The organism is Brevibacillus schisleri, assembly GCF_055685845.1.
Genome location: NZ_JBVNDM010000001.1, coordinates 921045 through 940000 on the forward strand (window position 1 = coordinate 921045; position 18956 = coordinate 940000).

General features: G+C 47.1%; 14 protein-coding genes and 1 pseudogene. 10 read left to right on the forward strand and 5 right to left on the reverse strand.

Features of this window, described 5'->3' with window-relative positions; translation table 11 throughout:
• Positions 1-274: 274 nt before the first annotated feature.
• From ACUUHJ_RS04645 to ACUUHJ_RS04655, 3 genes are all read right to left on the reverse strand, one after another.
• Positions 275-1744 carry an S-layer homology domain-containing protein gene (locus ACUUHJ_RS04645; protein WP_472298364.1) on the reverse strand — a complete coding sequence of 490 codons (1470 nt, stop codon included), beginning with the start codon at positions 1742-1744 and terminating at the stop codon, positions 275-277.
• A 238-nt stretch (positions 1745-1982) separates the two neighbouring features.
• On the reverse strand, positions 1983-2678 hold the full coding sequence (locus ACUUHJ_RS04650) for a response regulator transcription factor (protein ID WP_289676201.1): 696 nt from the start codon (positions 2676-2678) through the stop codon (positions 1983-1985).
• Between the two features lie 15 nt (positions 2679-2693).
• The gene (locus ACUUHJ_RS04655) at positions 2694-4157 is read right to left on the reverse strand and encodes a sensor histidine kinase (protein WP_289676202.1); all 1464 of its coding nucleotides are present in this window, start codon (positions 4155-4157) and stop codon (positions 2694-2696) included.
• Between the two features lie 169 nt (positions 4158-4326).
• On the opposite strand from ACUUHJ_RS04655, the gene ACUUHJ_RS04660 reads away from it, so the two are divergent.
• The 4 genes from ACUUHJ_RS04660 (at position 4327) to ACUUHJ_RS04675 (ending at position 9477) form a co-directional block, all read left to right on the forward strand.
• Positions 4327-5124, forward strand: a complete 798-nt coding sequence (locus ACUUHJ_RS04660; RefSeq protein WP_472298365.1) for a carbon-nitrogen hydrolase family protein — start codon at positions 4327-4329, stop codon at positions 5122-5124.
• A gap of 108 nt (positions 5125-5232) precedes the next feature.
• Positions 5233-5481 (forward strand): hypothetical protein, encoded by a 249-nt coding sequence (locus ACUUHJ_RS04665; protein ID WP_289676203.1) that lies wholly within the window; start codon positions 5233-5235, stop codon positions 5479-5481.
• 618 nt (positions 5482-6099) lie between these two features.
• A complete protein-coding gene (ltrA, locus tag ACUUHJ_RS04670; protein WP_106834678.1) occupies positions 6100-7362 on the forward strand; it encodes a group II intron reverse transcriptase/maturase in 1263 nt (420 codons plus the stop codon).
• 729 nt (positions 7363-8091) lie between these two features.
• Positions 8092-9477, forward strand: coding sequence for an L-cystine transporter (locus ACUUHJ_RS04675; RefSeq protein ID WP_289676204.1), 1386 nt, complete (start codon positions 8092-8094; stop codon positions 9475-9477).
• Between the two features lie 355 nt (positions 9478-9832).
• Here the strand turns inward: ACUUHJ_RS04675 and ACUUHJ_RS04680 are convergent, their stop codons facing one another.
• Entirely contained in the window at positions 9833-11464 is a 1632-nt protein-coding gene (locus ACUUHJ_RS04680) for a peptide ABC transporter substrate-binding protein (RefSeq protein ID WP_472298366.1), read from the reverse strand.
• Positions 11465-11663: 199 nt separating this feature from the next.
• Here ACUUHJ_RS04680 and ACUUHJ_RS04685 point away from each other — a divergent pair, with 199 nt between their 5' ends.
• From ACUUHJ_RS04685 to ACUUHJ_RS04710, 6 genes and pseudogenes are all read left to right on the forward strand, one after another.
• On the forward strand, positions 11664-12251 hold the full coding sequence (locus tag ACUUHJ_RS04685) for a hypothetical protein (protein WP_012684557.1): 588 nt from the start codon (positions 11664-11666) through the stop codon (positions 12249-12251).
• Positions 12252-12437: 186 nt separating this feature from the next.
• Positions 12438-12893, forward strand: a complete 456-nt coding sequence (locus ACUUHJ_RS04690) for a MarR family winged helix-turn-helix transcriptional regulator (protein WP_289676206.1) — start codon at positions 12438-12440, stop codon at positions 12891-12893.
• 32 nt (positions 12894-12925) lie between these two features.
• A complete protein-coding gene (locus tag ACUUHJ_RS04695) occupies positions 12926-13741 on the forward strand; it encodes an SDR family oxidoreductase (RefSeq protein ID WP_472298367.1) in 816 nt (271 codons plus the stop codon).
• Between the two features lie 95 nt (positions 13742-13836).
• Positions 13837-15141 carry a hypothetical protein gene (locus ACUUHJ_RS04700; protein WP_472298368.1) on the forward strand — a complete coding sequence of 435 codons (1305 nt, stop codon included), beginning with the start codon at positions 13837-13839 and terminating at the stop codon, positions 15139-15141.
• Positions 15142-15888: 747 nt separating this feature from the next.
• Positions 15889-17148, forward strand: coding sequence for an amidohydrolase (locus ACUUHJ_RS04705; protein WP_472301143.1), 1260 nt, complete (start codon positions 15889-15891; stop codon positions 17146-17148).
• Positions 17149-17208: 60 nt separating this feature from the next.
• Positions 17209-17487, forward strand: a pseudogene (locus ACUUHJ_RS04710) (amidohydrolase); the annotation flags it as partial.
• 101 nt (positions 17488-17588) lie between these two features.
• Here the strand turns inward: ACUUHJ_RS04710 and ACUUHJ_RS04715 are convergent.
• The gene (locus tag ACUUHJ_RS04715; RefSeq protein WP_472298067.1) at positions 17589-18953 is read right to left on the reverse strand and encodes an IS1182 family transposase; all 1365 of its coding nucleotides are present in this window, start codon (positions 18951-18953) and stop codon (positions 17589-17591) included.
• Between the last annotated feature and the right edge of the window lie 3 nt (positions 18954-18956).

Below are 18956 nucleotides of genomic sequence, written 5' to 3' on the forward strand. Positions count from 1 at the left end.
GATTTTTGCAGGGGCTTTTGGGCTAGAAAATAAGAAAAAGGATAGGGGGTCAGATGAGTTCTGACGATCCTATCCTTTGTTTCTTCCATAAGGTAGTTCAAAAAATCGACTTTTGATCACGAAGTAGTTTTGAGAGCAAACTCGGCATCGAAAGTAACGTTCACCTTCGAAGTCCGGTGCTCATGTAGGTTTCCTACACTCCGCTCCTCCTTCTTCAGGTTCACGTTACTTTCTCGGTGCTGAAAAGCCGACTTTTTGAACTCTCATAAAAAGACTACTCGACTGTCAGCTCGGCAGAAGATTTGCCAGTCCAATCGCCGACAGGTGTTACTGTGTAAGTGGTACCTGCTTTCAGTTTACCATCTTGCTGGATGTCAAACACGCCTGTGGTACCTTTGCGACTGGAATATTTGTACGTCGCCAGCAGTTTTTCTCCGTCTGCACGAGTGAGTTCTACGCTGCGTCCGGAGAACAGCTCGTCTCCCGGGTCCTCTGTCAGAGAAACGGTGATAGAAGTTTCACTAACTGCTTTGGCTTCGCTGATTTCGAGCGGAGCGATTTCTTTTGCGACGAAGGTTGGTTTCGCGATATTCGCCCAGTCGGACGTAATGGTGAACGTAACGCCCGGAGTCAGGACTTGGCCTTCTGGCAGACGGAATTTAATTTCTTGCTTGCCGTCAGTTGATTGTGTGAAAGGCACGTATTTCGCTACGATTGGTTGTCCGCCTTCTGGTGTAATGGTCACTTGTCTTGCTTGCATGGAAGAAATGATTTGATACGTTTTGCCGTTTGCACTGTTGTTTTGATCCAGCACCAATGCATTTGCACCGCGCCCTCCGCTGTAGGCGGAGATGACATATCCATAATCGATGACACCATTTGCTCGCAGGGATTCGACTTCAAACGTGTCGTTTGTTACTTGGCGCACTTCTGTCATGTCGATCTTGGTTGCGTTACCTGCGAATGTACCCGCCTTTTTCCCTTTGTATGTCAGGGTGTAGGTGGTTCCTGGCTTTTGAACCGAGGTCGGCACGATGTAAGTATTGGTAGAACCTGTTTTCAGACGTGGCATATTTGTCAGTGTCAGTCCATCGCTAAAGGCAAAGTCTTCTTTTGCTTTGGCAAATGCTTCGTTTTCTGCGGTCAACGGACCATCGAACGTCACAATCAATGTAATTTCGTTCAAGGATTGTACGCTCGTGATGGTTGCTTTATCAGAAGGGATTGCCTGGCGAGCCACATTCAACAGATAAGCGGCTTCACCGCGAGTAACGTTGCTGTCTACGGAGAAGAAGCGTTCCGCCCAGTAGTTAACCGACTTCACATCACGCTTGAGCGCTTTTGCGACGATTTGCACGAATTCAGCATCTGTCACGGTTCCACGTGGATCAAAATGGCCATCCTTTGCTTGCATGATATCGAGGGATACCAGATCTACCGCGTATTTATAGAACCAGTCATTTGCTTTCACATCCGTAAACGTTACGGATTTATCTGTTTTGCCGCCCTGCAGGCCAAAGGTGTGTGCGACCATTTTTGCCAGCTCGGCACGCGTAACTTGATTATGAAGGTTACTGCCTTGCATGACTTTCAGCTTGGAGAGTTCAGTAACGGCTTGCTGAATTTCTTGAGCATTCAGGGGATTGGAAGCTGCTTGCACATTCAGTGCGGCGTAAGGAAGGGATGCTGTGCCCATAACAGTTGCGAGCATCATGATTGCGATTTTATTGGAAAACTTTTTCATCAGTTGGTCCTCCTCTAGATCAGTTGAGTGGGTGTTGCATGATTACTTGTAGGATAGTCGAGAGACCTAAACTGCCAAGAAACAAGAGATTAATAGAATCTAAAAAAGTTCTTAAAAAAAGATAAAATGACTTTTATCGTACGTTCTTACACGTGAAAAAACCTCAAGCTTTGACGTAGAGCGGAAAATCCGTCCTCGTTTTCGCTGAAGGTTTTTGTGATGATCATGGTATTCACTTTTAGACAGTAAATCGGTAACCGGCACCCCAGACCGTCTCGATATACTGCGGATTGGAAGGATCGACTTCGATCTTTTCCCGCAGCTTGCGAATATGTACCGTAACGGTCGCGATATCTCCACTGGAGTCCATGCCCCAGATTCGTTCGAACAGCTCGTTTTTGTTAAAAACCCGATTTGGGTGAGTCGCTAGAAATTCAAGCAGATTGAATTCTCTTGTCGTGAAAATAACTTCCTGATTGCGTACGTAGACTCTTCGGGAGACTTTGTCGATGACGAGACCGCGAATGTGAATCTCTGCGTTCGATGGCTCAGTTTGTCGGGCTGTCAAACGCTCGTATCTTGTCAGATGGGCTTTGGCTCTGGCAACCAATTCGCTGGGGCTAAACGGCTTTGTAATATAGTCATCGGCACCGAGATTAAAGGCGCGAATTTTATCGATCTCTTCTTTTTTGGCGGAGACGATCAGGATCGGCACTTCCTTGACCTGTCTGATCTGGCTGCACAATTCGAAGCCGTCCATACCCGGAAGCTGCAAATCAACGATGATCAAACTGTAGTCGCCATTGATGGCGAGAGGTAAGCCTTCGCTGCCAGAGTGGCATAAATCGACCTGAAAGCCGTTCAGTTCAAAATAATCCCGCTCCAGTTGAGCGATAGTCGTCTCATCTTCAATGATGAGGATACGTGAAGACATGGGAATGTGCACCTCCTATTGTTTATGGGTACGTTTTAGCGTAAAGAACACGCTGGTACCTACGCCTTGCTTGCTCTCCACCCAAATTTTTCCGCCGTGACCCTCGACGATCTGGCGCGCGATGGACAGTCCCAGACCGCTACCGCCCGTAGAAGAATTACGGGATTGCTCCACCCGATAAAAGCGTTCGAACAGGTGAGGAATGGCTTCTTGCGGGATGCCGATGCCGGTGTCTTTTATTTCAATGGTAGCCCAATGAGCGTCTGCTTGAACGGAGACACAGATGACTTTTTCAGGTTTATCCATGTATTTTTGCGAATTTCCAATGATGTTTAAGACGGTGCGCTTGATTTTTTCCAGATCGGCGATGACCAGGGTGCCTTCTGCTGTGCGTTGCTTCCACTGAATCGTAATGCCCTTCTTTTCCAGATCGTAGTGTAGCTCGTCGATGCAATCATCCAAAAACTGGACGATATCTACATGTTCAAACGTAAAGGGCACTTGCTTCAGATCGAGCTTGGAGTAAAGAAACAGCTCATCAACGAGCAAGTCGAGGTCTACTGCCTTGGAGTAAATAATGTTGACATACTTGTCCATTTTCTCCGGGGTATCAGCTACGCCATCGCGGATTCCCTCGATGTAGCCCTTGATATTGGTAATCGGTGTACGTAAATCATGTGAGATGTTGGAAATCAACTCTTTCCGGCTTTCTTCGTCCGCAAGGCGCAGTCGTACTGATTCCTGCAATCGTTTGCGCATGTTTTCGAACGCCTCGTTCAGTTGTCCAATCTCGTCCTTCGTGTACAGATGGAGCTCAAAGTCCAGATTGCCTTCCTTGATGTTCTCAGCTGAATGGCGAAGTAAATCGAGCGGCTTGACGACACTGCGGGTAATCCAGCGGTACAGTAAGACGTTTGCGATGACAAGGACGCCGAGGAGGAGGAACACGAGCATCGGCAGCAGTTTTCGGATCACCTCACCAAATGGACTGCGTTCGCGGATTACAAAAACACTGCCTTTTGCGCCATCCGAAAACTTGAAGTCAAACTTGGCATACGCATAAAATCTTTCGCCGATGTTGAACGTGTTGCGAATCTGGTTGTTGTTCAAGTCATAGGGCGGCAAGCTGTTTTCCAGCTCGGGCTGATTGATGGTTGGGGAGGTAAAGACTTGATTGCTCTCTCTGCGGACATACAGGCCGGCTCGTACCGTTTTGAGCTTAAAATCGTAATCGGCAAGCAGCTCCTGGTTTTGTAGTTGATCCGGCTCATTCTTGGCGAGATATTTCAATTCAAGGAAAATATTCTCCTCTTGTTCTGTCAGCGGATTGAGCTGATAATGCACTTTATAAAAATCGCGAAAGCTGTTGAAATCACCTGTCGCCGCTATCGTAAATAGGCTGGCGGCTACAAAAAACGTCAGCAAGCTGATGACTAGCATCCCTGTGTAAGAGAGGAGCAGCTTGATACGGATGGACATGGTCTCACCTACTTTCAATAGGGTGAAAATTTATACGCAAGATGACAAGTCCATTATATACAAGACGTCCAGCTGGTAAAGCATATTTACTTGGAACTCGGTCAAAATCAGTTATACTAGCAAGTAAGAAAACGAGAGCTTTGTATGAATAGGAAGGACGGGGATATTGATGAAAGTAGCCATTGCACAACTGACAGCGACGATGGATAAGACGCAAAATTTGCAAAAAGCAGCCGATTACATTGCAAAAGCAAAAGCAGCAGGGGCAGATTTTGTAATCTTGCCTGAAATGTACAGCGCACCTGCCACGCCAAAGTCGGGAGTAACCCCAGCAGAGGTAGCGGAAAAGCTGGATGGTCCATTCGTTTCCGGCTTGGCAGAGCTCGCTTCGGAGCACGGAGTTTATGTGGTTTGTGGTGTGTTCGAATCCATCGAGGGTGATGAGAATCGCGCCTACAATACGACCGTTTTTCTAGGTCGTGAAGGACAGCTGCTGCATGCGTACCGCAAGACACATTTGTACGATGCCTTTTCCTACACAGAATCGGATTTCATCGCGCCTGGGGATAATCCGTATCAAGTGGTGGAAACGGAATTTGGCAAAATCGGGCTGATGGTATGCTACGAAGTGCGCTTCCCGGAAATCGCGAGACAGTTTGCGCTACAGGGTGCCGATATTTTGTTTGTGCCAGCAGGCTGGGTAGCGGGAGCAATGAAAGAGGATCACTGGGAGACGCTGGTTCGTGCACGTGCCATTGAAAACACAATGTTCGTATGTGCGGCTGATCAGGTCGGAAATATTTTTGCTGGACGCAGCATGTTCGTCGATCCGATGGGAGTCGTGATGGCAAGTGCAGGGGAAGAAGAAAAGTTATTGGTCACAGAACTGGATGTAAGTCGGATTGAACGAGTACGGGGCAAATTGCCAAGTGTTGCTAACCGACGAGCAGAACTGTATACCAATTAAATGCCTATGCACACTTTCTCTTTTGTTCAATATGATGGTAACAGATAACTAGTCATTATTTTGGCCCTAATGTAAGCGTCACCATCATAAGAGAGGGAGTGTGTACGAATGTTCTGGTTCGTATGGGCTGTCGTCGGTGTGGTCGTTTGGTGGGCAATGAGCTTGATCTGTAAAGGAAAAGCGAACGGATCAGGCTGGTGGGCTTCGCTCATTGCTGCTCTTTTGGGTAGCTGGCTGGGCGATTTGGTACTGGGTGATTGGCTGTGGATGTGGGCAGGCTTCAACGTCATTGCCGGAGCCATTGGTGCGGTCGTCATCACTTGGTTGTGGTGTTTGGTGGTGAAGCAATTAAAATAAGCGAAACGATTTCGTATTACTAATGAACCAGGGATCGTCCAAATGGGCGGTTCCTGTTTTTTCAGTGCGCCCAGCATGGGCGATAACTCTAGGGTGTAAGTCCCGAACGGGGGTTGGCTGTACCAACCGTTAGCTCAAGGCAAGGGTGTCTACCGTGAGGTGGAATCTGGAGGAAGCCGGCGGCAAAGTCCCGACCTGAGGTACACGAATCCAATTTGAGGCTGTTGTATTCGGGCGAGTCTGCTGAACAAGACGAAGCCCTATACAGCCAAGGAATACAGCAGTAAACTTGGGCAGGTACATGGGATGAAAGTTATCGTTCTTACCTGGGGAGGTCTGCATGAAGTGCCTTCAAATGTTGGTAACCGTCTCCGTAAGGAGTCGCTGAACATGCAGAAGTCAGCAGAAGCCATAGTACCCAAGTATAGGACGCTTGAACGGGGAAGGGCTGAACATTAAGTCAACACATCCGCTAATCACTTTCGTGATCAAACTGTGAAGCAGAATTCCGTAAGGAACTACTCTTGGAGAATAAGGGTGAAGCCCTGAGGGTACAAGAGAGGGCTGAGTATTGACCGACAAGACTAGAAGGATGCGTGCGAAGGAAAGGGTATCGTCATGGAGTTGTTGGAGAAAGTCCTATCACGGGAAAATCTATTAGTGGCGCTCGAAAGAGTGGAAAGAAACAAAGGATCGGCGGGAATCGACAGTGTTTCAACCGAACAACTGCGCGATTATATCCGTGAACACTGGTTAACCATTAAAGAACAGATTATGAAAGGAACCTATAAACCTTCCCCTGTCCGCAGAGTCGAAATCCCGAAAACTGACGGAGGGGTAAGGTTATTAGGTATTCCTACCGTGATAGATCGCTTAATCCAACAAGCCATTCTCCAAGTTCTTACTCCCATATTCGATCCCCACTTTTCAGAATCCAGTTTCGGATTCCGACCGAATCGCAGTGCGCATGACGCTATGAGACAAGCACAATCTTATATTTCCGAAGGATATCGCTTTGTCGTAGATATGGACTTAGAGAAATTCTTCGACCGGGTAAATCACGATATTTTAATGAGTCGGGTTGCCCGAAAAGTAAAAGACAAAGCTTTGTTGAAACTTATTCGCGCATACTTACAAGCAGGCATCATGATCAATGGAGTCTGCCTCTCGGCAGTAGAAGGCACACCACAAGGTGGCCCGCTTAGTCCGTTATTGGCGAACATCCTGCTTGACGACTTGGATAAAGAGCTGGAAAAGAGAGGACATCGCTTTTGTAGATACGCAGACGATAGCAACATCTACGTGAAAACAAAGCGGGCGGGAGAACGGGTAAAAGAGAGTATCCAAAACTACTTGGAGAAGGTACTTAAGCTAAAAGTAAATGAGCAGAAAAGTGCAGTGGATCGACCTTGGAAACGTAAGTTCCTCGGTTTCAGTTTCACTAACGCAAAGCAAGCAAGGATTCGGCTTCATCCAAAATCACTTCTGAAGTTGAAAGAGAAAATCCGCTTCATCACAAATCCGGTATGGAGCATCTCTATGGATGAAAGGATTCGGAAGCTAAACCAGTATCTCATGGGATGGGTTGGATATTTCGCCCTTGCAGATGCAAAGAAAATTCTACAATCCATCGAAGAATGGATACGGCGTAGACTCCGACTTTGCTTGTGGTCTCAGTGGAAGCGAATAAAAACCCGATATCGAGAACTTCGTTCTCTGGGTTTATCACACGTCCAAGCAATAGAAATTGCAAACACCCGAAAGGGTGCGTGGCGTTCCACAAAGACTCCTCAAATACACAAAGCCCTCGGAGTTGCATACTGGCAACAACAAGGGCTGAAAAGTTTAGTACAACGATATTCTGTTCTTCGTCAAGCTTGATGAACCGCCGTATACCGGACGGTACGTACGGTGGTGTGAGAGGACGGGAGTTAGTCACTCCCTCCTACTCGATTTGGTCACTTGATATGTGGCTGTAGTGGAGAGAAGAATATTTCCAGTCTAGGCTTCAGTGCTCCGTCCCGCTGGGGGCTGGGACTGCCCGCTCCGAATGGATTCGCGGGGAAACGCAAAAGTGGTAGCCACTACGTCGTATGGGCACGGTTGCGTTTCTGTTGCCCGCGAATCCCTTCTCCGCTCGGTAGGACTTCACAATTCGCTACGTCTGGAAATATTCTTCTCTGTCGTAACGAGAGTGCATTCTTCAATCTTTTAAGGCATTAAAAACTTGTTTAGAACGGATAGCTCGCAGAGGAAACAGGAGAAATAAGCGAAGATCTTAGGGACGCCGACCGAGACGCAATGCAAAAAGCGAAACACGCTCTTAAGCGTCCACCTCTGAAATAACTTCGAGGAAGAGACCACTTTGGACGCGGTTTCGCTTTTTGCATGGAGTCGTGCAATCAATCCCCCAGCGGGTGGCCCTAGAATCCGAGCGTTTTCTCCTGTTTCCTCCCCACCACTACAGCTTGACATTATCTACCTCTGCAAGACAGTTTGGAATAATACAAAAACAATTCATACTTGACCAGTAGGGATTGTTGGTAATATAACTATATCTATACCGAATACAATAATGAGAGGTACATAGAACGAAAGGGAGGGGAATATATGTCGACGTTATTGATCATCGTAAACATTGTTTTGTTGCTCTTATTCGTTGCTGGATTGTACGCCATGCAAAAGAAGCATATTTCTTTTTCCAAGCGGGTATTTGTCGGTCTCGGACTCGGAATTTTATTTGGACTCATTTTGCAATACATATACGGAGCCAAATCGGACGTACTCAAATCCACCATCGAATGGTACAACATTGTAGGGAAAGGCTATGTGAAGCTGCTTCAAATGATCGTAATGCCACTGGTATTCATCTCTATTTTATCGGCTTTCACCAAAATGAAACTAACTAATAACATTGGAAAAATCAGTACGCTAATTATCGGACTTTTGGTAGGGACGACTGCTGTCGCGGCAGCAATCGGGATTTCGACTACCTTGGCATTTAATCTCGATGGCGCACAATTCCAGCAGGGGGATGCGGAATCCGCTCGGATCGAACAGGTAGAGCAGCGCTTGGGTGATATCGAGAACTTGAGCATGCCAGCGAAAATCCTGGAGCTGCTTCCAGCGAATCCGTTCCTCGATCTGACTGGTGATCGGGCCACTTCTACGATTGCCGTCGTGATTTTCTCTGCGATTATCGGTGTTGCGTATTTAGGGGTAAAACGCAAAAATCCGGAGCAAGCTGAATTGTTTGCGAAAATCGTGGACGCATTCCATACCATCACTATGCGTATCGTGACATTGATCTTGCGCCTGACGCCATATGGTGTACTGGCAATCATGATCAGAGTTGCAGCTACCAGCGATTACAATGCCATCTGGCAGCTGGGCAAGTTCGTTGTCGCATCGTACGTGGCGCTGATCATTATGTTTATCGTTCATTTGTTGCTATTGACGTTTGCAGGATTGAATCCAATCACCTATGTGAAAAAAGCATTCCCTGTCCTGACGTTCGCCTTCACTTCACGGACGAGCGCGGGCGCGTTACCGCTGAATGTAAAAACGCAACAAAGCATGGGAGTTTCTGAAGGAATTGCCAACTTCGCAGGCTCCTTTGGACTCTCCATCGGACAAAACGGCTGCGCAGGTACGTATCCAGCCATGCTGGCTGTCATGGTAGCACCCGTCGCAGGAATTGATCCGTTGACACCATCGTTCATCCTGACACTGATCGCAGTGGTGGCACTCAGCTCCTTCGGGGTTGCAGGCGTAGGGGGAGGGGCGACCTTTGCAGCACTGCTCGTCTTGTCCACGATGAATTTGCCAATCGCCATTGTCGGTCTGCTCATCTCCGTCGAGCCGCTGATTGACATGGGCCGCACTGCACTAAACGTAAGCGGAAGCATGACCTCTGGACTCTTGACGAGCAGAGTAACAAAAGAGCTGGATACCAATGCTTACCACGGAAACGACCAAAAAACGCTGACTGTGTAAATGTAATAAAACAGGCTGTACCGTCTATCCAGACAGGTACAGCCTGTTTTTCTATTTGATGTGTTTCTTATGAAGGCCGTCGTAAATACAACAAGCTGCGTAGAGGAAGAGAAAAACGGAGCGACCGGAGGCCTTGGCGCGCCTACCCAATCGAAACAGAAAAAAGCGGTACACGCTTGTCGACCAACCTCTTCCCTGAGAAGCTTCCGCCCACGGGGTGGCTTTTGGTCGACGTACCGCTTTTTAGAGTGGAGACGAACATCTCCGCTTCCTCGTTGGCGTGCCACGAACGGAGGAAGCCCGTTTTTCTCTTCCCCACCACTATGTTCGCACAAACCAAAGATTTTTCATTCCCCTACGGATTAACAGAGGTGTACTTGAAGTACGCACCACCAAGCGGGAAGATGATGAAATCCTTCACCTTATCGTTTTTCACATAAGGGCTTCCACGGAAGTTGATTGGAGCCAACGGCATTTCCTCCATAAGAATCGTTTCCGCTTCTAGCAGGATTTTTTTCCGCGCGTCCAGATCAGGCTCATTGTAGCTCTTGTCGATCAGCTCTTTAAACTTGGCATTTTCCCAATCCGGGTGGTTGTTTCCGCCCGTTTTATCGCGGAACATCTCCAGGAAGTTGATCGGGTCGTTGAAGTCTGCGCCCCATTGGAAACGGATCATGTCAAAGTTCGCTTGCGATCTCATGTCGCGGTACACCTTCAGCTCCGCTGTGTACAGCTTCACGTCAACACCGAGTACTTTTTTCCACTGATCTTGCAGGGCTTCTGCCAGCTTTTTGTTGGTATCATTCGTGTCAAAGGTGTAGGTAACTGTCGGGAAGGTCGAGAGTCCGAGCTCCTTCATACCTTCATCCAGTAATGCTTTGGCTTTCGCCTGGTCTTCTTTAAAATAGCCGTCTGGTTTTAATCCCATGGAAGTCGGTACCCAACCATAGGCGGCTGGAACACCCGTCTGCAAAATATTGTCGATGATTTCCTGACGGTTGATGGCATAAGCGAACGCTTGGCGAATTTTTTTATTGTTGAACGGTGGTTTGTTTGTATTAAAAACAACGGATTGTGTGCCCGGATTATCCGCGACCATCAGCTTGCCTGCATCTTTGAGTGTAGGGATTGCGTCGGTCGGAAGTGTTGAGGCAGGATAGCCGCCCCAGTCGATGTCGCCATTTTCAAACATGGAGAACGCTGTATTGTTGTCCTCGATCATAGCAATTTCGATTCGGTCGAGCTTGACGTTGTCTTTATCCCAGTAGTTCGGGTTTTTCGTAAAGACGATTCTGCTTTTATGCTCCCACTTGTCCATGATGAATGGGCCATTTCCCACGATGGTTTTCGCTTCATTCGCCCATTTCGGGTTTCCTTCCAACGTTTTTTGATGCAACGGGAAGAGGGTCGGGAAGAAGGTTAGCTCACGGAAAAACGGAGTGGGTGACTTCAAGTTGAATTCGACGGTATAGTCGTCTACAGCTTTGACACCTACATCCTCAGCTTTGCCTTTCCCCGTATTGTACTCCTCTCCTCCTTTAATGTAATAAAGCTGATAGGCGTACTCAGACGCTGTTTTTGGATCGAGGTTGCGTTTAATTGCATAGACGAAGTCATGGGCGGTGACGGGGTCTCCGTTGCTCCATTTGGCGTCCTTGCGAATTTTGAAGGTGTAGTTCATGTAATCCGACGAGTTGGTAAAGCTCTCAGCCGTTGCATTGACGAGTTGCCCATTCAGATCATAGCTGGTCAAGCCCTCAAAGGCAGCATAAATCATGTCAAACGAATCCGCGTCGACGGCGATCCCAGGGTCCATCGAAGGAGGCTCGCTGTTAATGCTCCATTTTAACACCATCGGCTCTGTTTTTGTCGCTTCTGCAGGTGTAGTGGAGCCAGTGAGTTCAGCAGGTGCGGAAGAGTTCGAGCACCCCGCTAGTACCCCGAAAAGCAAGGTAAGACAGGTTGCAATTGCCAGTCCCTTTTTCATAAATACCCCCCTAAAAATGATAGAAAACGTATATTCAGAATATTTGCTAGCGTTTTCAATAGCAAAGGAATTTTTTTAGTTTCTCGATAAAAAATATTTATTTATGTCATTGATAGAATGGGAATAACAAGAGGAATTGATAGATTTTTCTAAAAAATTTACTCGTTTTTAAAATTATGGTATATTCTGGTGGATTTTAATGACAGGAGAGGTGGGAATCACTTTGTTCAAGAAAATGGTTTTTTCAGCATTGAGTGTAGCCGTATTTTCCGCAGTGTTAACGTCTCCGATTCAAGCCGCAAACACATCATCTAGTGTTGATGCGCAGAGAGAACATTCATCCGTTTCTGCTAGATGGAGCTCACAGGAGGAATGGATTCGAAAATCTGCTGCTGTCCCGGCAGGTTGGGTGGTCATTCGTGAAGATCTCGGTTCCAAGCTCATTAAAAATACAGCAGGTGCTCCCTATGGTGCGGAATTACGGGTTAGCAAATATTCTCCCGTTCCAGCGGGATGGGTAGTTTTAAGAGATGAAGTAGATGGTCGAGTGATCAAATATGTAATAGGAGCATCTTATCGTACGGAGTTCAATGTGACCAAGTTCTCCCCCATTCCAACTGGATGGGTTGTATCGCGAGAAAATTATGATAGCAAGACGATCATGAATGTCGTTGGAGCTCCTTATGGAACCGTATTATTAGTAAGCAAATATTCACCTGTTCCGCCAGGATGGGTTTACGAGCGAGAAGTGGCTGCTGGCATGTACATTAAAAACTTGAATCGCTAGAAGTCGTATAAAACATGAGAGAAAGAACTGATGGATAAGGTGTATATAACCATCAGTTCTTTTTCATTCAGTTTCTCTACGAAAAATAGAACTCGCGTAATGAAAATGCTTTGCCCATTGACAAAAAAATACAGATGGATTACATTTTAGATAGTTAAGTGTTTAACTAAATGAGGGAGAAAGAGCATGGCAGATGATCTCGAAACGTATGTAAACCAGCCCTCTTTACGGACAAAAGCATTCTTTTCCTTGGTAGACGCCACCGCACATTTGGTGGGGCTTTCAGAAAAGTATTGGCATGCCAAAGGAATGAACGGTGCAAGAATTCGATTATTGGTAGAGATCGCGAAGCATGGTGACAGTATCCTGCCTTCACGTTTGGCAGAGTGTATTGGAGTGACGAAGGCCAACATTAGTATTTTGCTTGCACCACTGGAAACAGACGGTCTGATACACCGGGCTCCCCATCCTAAAGACGGCAGAAAATCCGTAATCTCACTGACCGAAGCAGGAAAACAGCTTCTTTTCATGCACCTTCCCGGGAATCGTCAGGTGATTGCAGAGGGGCTAAAAGGACTGGAGGAGCAAGAGCTGCACCAACTGATATTTTTATTAGAGAAAATAAGGCAAAGTGTGAGATGACTTTGAGCTGCAGGGGAAAAGGGGGCAAAAGCATGTCCATTCTCATTACAGGAGCAACAGGCAAACTAGGGAGCTTGATTATCGAACAGCTTTTGAAAAGGGTGGAAAAAGAACGCCTCATTGCCTGTGTGCGCGGAATGGACAAAGCGACACGGTTAAGAGAGTTGGGTATCGAGGTAAGACAAGCGGATTATGATGACCCTCTGTCTCTGGAACGTTCTTTTGCGGGCGGCACGAAGCTTTTGTTTATTTCCAGCCCGTACACGGATGATACCGTTCGTGTACGACAGCATAGTCATGTCATAGAAGCGGCGAAAAAAGCAAATATCACTCACCTGGTGTATACCAGCTTTGCCTTTTTGGAAAAGGTAAATATCTCGCTCACGCATCTCCATTTGGCAACGGAACACGCCATTCGCACGACAGGGATACCGTATACGTTTCTGCGGAATGGACTTTACAGTGATGTGATTGCGGCATTTGGTATTCAGCAGGCAATCGAAACAGGAGAGCTCATTACATACCCTGGCAAGTGGAGCTTTCACACAGTGACACGCGAGGATCTTTCATTGGCTGCTGCCACTGTCATCAGCACAGAAGGGCACGAAAATCAGACTTACGAGCTTACGGCTTCCCGAGCTTGGAATTTCGTAGAGCTGGCTGAGGTGTTGACGGCACGGACAGGCAAATCCATCAGGCACCGGGAGGACCTTGTTGCAGAAAGTTGGCTGTATCGCTTCTTGATGAAAATTGATGCGAGTAGTACGACGACGGATTTGGAGAGAATCATCGGCAAGCCTACTGCTTCACTCGAGCAAATGGTTAGGCAAATCATGGAGCAAGCGTAGTGCAGCGTGCTTTGCATCCAGTAGACAAAGAAAACGGCACATGATATGAATGAGGAAAAGGTGTCGATCATGACGAGGTAGGAGATAACGCCCTTATGTATAGAATCGGTGTTGTAGGACCATTTCCTTCGGTGGAGCGGATACTGGCGGTCGCTAATGAATTTGAGCATGAAATCGAATTTGTCCCCTTTCGTTATGAAGACGTACGTGAAGTGAGCAATATCGTCCAGGAACATCATCCAGAGTTAAACGGATGGTTTTTCTCAGGGCCGGTTCCGTTTACCATCGCAAAAAAGGTGCTAACCCCGGATGCTAATATCGTGTATTGCCCGCCGAACGGTTCGAATTTGTATCGCTGCTTTATTCAGATGTCGATTGACCAAAACACAGCCGTGAACCGTGTCTCCATCGACATGATCGAGTCGGAAGGGACGCATTTGCGAGAATCGATGTCGGAGCTGGACATACCCGACGAGGAGATTTACGTTACTACGTACGACGAGCATTTTGACCTCGATGCGATCACGCAGTTTCATGTAACGCTCTGGCGTGAAGGCAAGACACAAGGAGCGTTCACCACGTTTTCTGTCGTTGAACATGCGCTGCGTGAGGAAGGCATTCCTGTCTATCGTGTTCTCATGACGAAAATGGAGATTCGTCAGGCAATGAAAATCGTCATCGAAAAGGTGAAAAGCTCCTATTTTAAGGATACACAAATTGGGGTAGAGATCATTGAGCTGGAGCAGTTTGACAAGATTCCCGAGCGGACCAGCACGCGCTTTTACTTGCAGCATCTGGAGCTGAAGATCAGACAAATTCTGCTTGCGCTCTGCGATCGGCTGGACGGCTCTCTGCTGGCAAATGGCAACGGACGATACCAGATTTTCAGTTCGCGTGGTGCGATTCAACGAGAGATTGAAATGCTGCGACATACGGTGGAACAGCTCTCTTTGGAGGCAGAGGTTCCGGTTGCAGTAGGGGTAGGCTTTGGGGACACTGCTTTTTCAGCGGAAAATAATGCGCGAAAAGCAATCCAGCATGCAAAAGAACGACCGGGGGCGGGCATTGTCGTCGTACAGGATAAGGGCGTCATGATGGAATCCGTGGGAGAAACAGAGGAGCTCGCCTATTCGTTCCGCTCCAGTGATCGCGAGCTGTTGGAAAAGCTGAACCGGGCCAATGTAAGTGTCAAATCGTATCACAAGCTGCGTGCGTTGGTTCAACGTATGGGCTGGAAGTTGTTTTCAACGACGGATATCGCTTCGCATTTGTCGATGACGGTACGAAATGCCCAGCGCATCATGGGTAGCTTGTGTGAGGTGGATTTGGCCGAGTTCAGCGGGGAAGAGCAGCAGGCTGTGCGTGGACGACCGAAGAAGCTTTATCAGTTAAAGAAATGAGGGCACCCGACGAGAGGTTTCGGGTGTTTTTTCATGTCATGGGGCTGTAGTGCAGAGAAGAATATTTCCAGTCTAAGCTCCAGGCTCCGTCCTGCTGGGGGTGAGACTGCCCGCTCCGAAGGGATTCGCGGGGAAACGCAAAAGTGGTAGCCGCTACGTCGTATGGGCACGGTTGCGTTTCTTTTGCCCGCGAATCCCTTCGGAGCTCGGTAGGACTTCACAAGTCGCTACGTCTGGAAATATTCTTCTCTGTCGTAACAGACGACATTCTTCATTCTTTTAGATCTTTAAAAACTCGTTTACGAACGGAAAGCTCGTAGAGGAAACAGGAGAAATAAGCGAAGATCTTAGGGACACCGACCGAGACGCAATGCAAAAAGCGAAACACGCTCTTAGCGTCCACCTCTGAGACACACCCTGAATGAACTACTTTGGACGCGGTTTCGCTTTTTGCATGGAGGCGGGCAGAGGGTCCCGCAGGGGGTGGCCCTAGAATCTGAGCGTTTTCTCCTGTTTCCTCCCCACCACACCAGTCGGTTAGAAGGTTCGCTATTTTTCAATAACTCTAACAACTTCTATTGAAAAAACAGCGACCCAACAATATAATTCAACTAAGCGAAAATGTCTTTTAATATTCGTATATTGTAAGGGTTTATATTTGCCAGTCTTCTCATATTTTCTACAGCTTGCCTATCGGACCTGGGCATGGAAAAAACTCGCCACAGAGTTAACAGGAGGAATTGAATGATGTTGGATCTGGTTTCGTTGCGAAGAGATTTTCATAGACATCCAGAGGTGGGTTTTACGGAGTTCCGTACCGCTTCCAAGGTAGTAGAGATTTTGACGTCCCTCGGCTATGAGGTCATATACGGACAAGAAGCAATCGATGGAGATTCCCGGCGGGGCTTGCCCTCCGAGGCAGTTCTCGAGGCAGCGTATGAAAGAGCTTTGCGTGATGGTGCAAATCCGGGAATCGTTGAAAAAATGCGCGGTGGCTATACCGCAGTGATTGGTGTGAAGAAAGGGAAGGCACCTGGACCAACGGTTGCTTTCCGTTTTGACATGGACGCACTGCCTGTTTTAGAAAGTAAGGAGCAAGACCATTTCCCACAAGCGAATGGCTTCCGATCCCATTATGAAGGCAACATGCATGCCTGCGCTCACGACGGTCATACAACGATTGGCTTGGGATTGGCAGAAGCGCTTGCAGCAGGAGATTTTTCCGGTACGCTCAAACTGATCTTCCAACCAGCCGAAGAGGGTGTTCGCGGTGCATACGCGATCGTGGAAAAAGGTCATTTGGATGATGTTGACTATATTTTCTGCAATCATTTGGGCGTCAATGTGCCGCTAGGTGAGGTGCAGGGCGGTTCCTATGGATTTTTGGCTACCACGAAAATGATGGCGCATTTCTACGGTGTTTCTTCTCATGCTGGTGCGTGGCCAGAGCAAGGGAAAAATGCATTGCTCGGAGCGGCTACCGCCCTGTTGAACATTCATGCGATTCCGCGGTTTAGCACTGGTGATACGAGAATCAATGTGGGTGTGCTAGAAGGCGGGACAGCAGCGAACATCATTCCGGCCTATGCCAAGATGGTTGTGGAGACTCGCTCCATTACCGAAGAAGTAAATGAAGAAGTAGAAAACCGTGTACGCAACATCATTGCACACAGTGCTGCTATGCATGAGCTCGACTACAAGATCGAGGTCGTCGGAGGAGCAATCCCGATCAACTACGATGTGGAGATGGCAGAGCTGGCCCTGGAAGAAGCCAAGCAAGTAGAAGGCTTCCATTCCTTTAAGCACGGCGAGTACAACTCGATGGGCAGTGAGGATGCCAGCTTTATGATTAAACGCGTTCAGGATCGTGGCGGAAAAGGAACGTACATGGCAATTGGTACGGATATCCCGGCGCCTCACCACCATCCGAAGTTCGATATACAAGAAGAGATTTTGCCACGCAGCGTAGCGCTTTTGAACCGAATTGCCAGACGATTGCTGACGTAAAAACGTTCCTACCTGAGCGAAAAACCGCGTGGACAACGAGGCCAGAGAGGATGTTTGCGAATGCATACCAAGCGAATTGCAGAAATGATTGAGAAAAAACGAGATGCCTTCATCAAGGTGAGCGACCAGATTTGGGCTTTCGCGGAGACGCGTTTTGAAGAGTATCAATCTGCTGAATTGCTAGCTCAAACACTCGAGGGAGAGGGCTTCGAGGTTGAGCGCGGTGTAGGTGGGATCAAAACGGCTTTCATCGGAAGCTTTGGCAATGGCAATCCTGTCGTGGCGATTTTGGGAGAATTCGATGCTCTGTCGGGCATGAGTCAGAAAAAAGGCCAGACTAAAGGGGCTGTTGACAAAAAGGGTTAGGGACCCAATGCCCTAACCCTTTTGCCGTTTTTTCACTTATACGTCGTCGGATTGTTTTGTTTCGTAACCTGTGATTAGTTTGCTTTTATCATTCGTTTAATGTTAATTGCCATTGCAGAAAAGAGGCAGTGTTCGGATACATTTCGAATGCCTCTTTTGTATGTTTCTTTTAAGTTATGCTGCCTTTTCATTGTACCGAAGGTACCCTCGCACCATATTCTTCTTTGCCTTTGGATAACACTGTACTCTTGGCTTTGCTTCCTTGCTTGGTTGCGTTCTTTAGCCTCTTGGAATAATGGTCTTTCTATTGTTTTGCGAGATGCGGTTTGTCCAAAACATTGTTGGCGTAACTCACAGGACTTACAGTCCTTTGTTTGGGCAGCATAAATTTTGCTATAACTTTGTTTCCAACTGTGCCACTTAACATGAGTAAATTGAAGTGCCTTGCCATTCGAGCAATAATAGGCATCGTTCATTTCATCAAATGTAAATTGTACTGACCTTTCGGTCTGATCAATAACACCTTTTATCGGAGAGATATAACCGGTTATCTTTAAATTTTCTAATTCATGGTGTACTCCAGAGCGATCATACCCTTTATCTGCGCCTACTTTGCCAATATGTAAACCAAATTTCTCTTTTTGTATCTGTAATCGCTTTATAAATGGTTCGTGGTCATTCACATTAGCAGCCGTAACGTGTATATCAGTTATGATTCCATGCTTAACGTCCACACTGGTATGCGCTAAATAGTGAAATCCCTTGGGTTTATTAGGACGGTTCAATAAACCTGACTCCGGGTCTGTTGTGCTCTGTTTTACTTCCTTCTCAGGAGGAGAGGTTTTAGGTTTTCTTCCTCGTTTTTTCCTAGTGGGATCGTTATCTCTGTCTTTTTTAATTCTCCGTGCTTCCTTTTCTAGCTCTTCAAGGTACTCAGTAGGCTTTTTCTCCACTAAAACTTTTTCTGACCTATTAATCGATGCATTCGCTTTGATGTGAGTAGAATCAACAACAATTATTTCCCCAGTAACTAAACCAGTTCGAATACATTCCGAGACGATGTGATCGAAGATCTCCTGAAAAATATGACTTTCTTTAAATCTACGACGGCGGTTCTGGCTCAGTGTGGAATGATCGGGAACAGTGTCAGTTAAGTCCAATCCTAAAAACCATCGATAGGCCAAATTCACTTGGATTTCTTGTTCCAACTTCCTTTCGGAAGGGATGCCATAAAGATACCCGATAAGGATCATTTTCATTAACAAAACTGGATCAACTGAGCGACGACCTACAGGCGAGTATAAGTGTTGCACTTTCTCATAGATAAAAGAAAAATCAATCTTATTACGAACAACACGTAAAAAATGATTCTCGGGTACAAGATCATCCAAATTTAAGAACATAAACTGGTGCTGTTTGTCTCCATCGATTCCCATCATGAG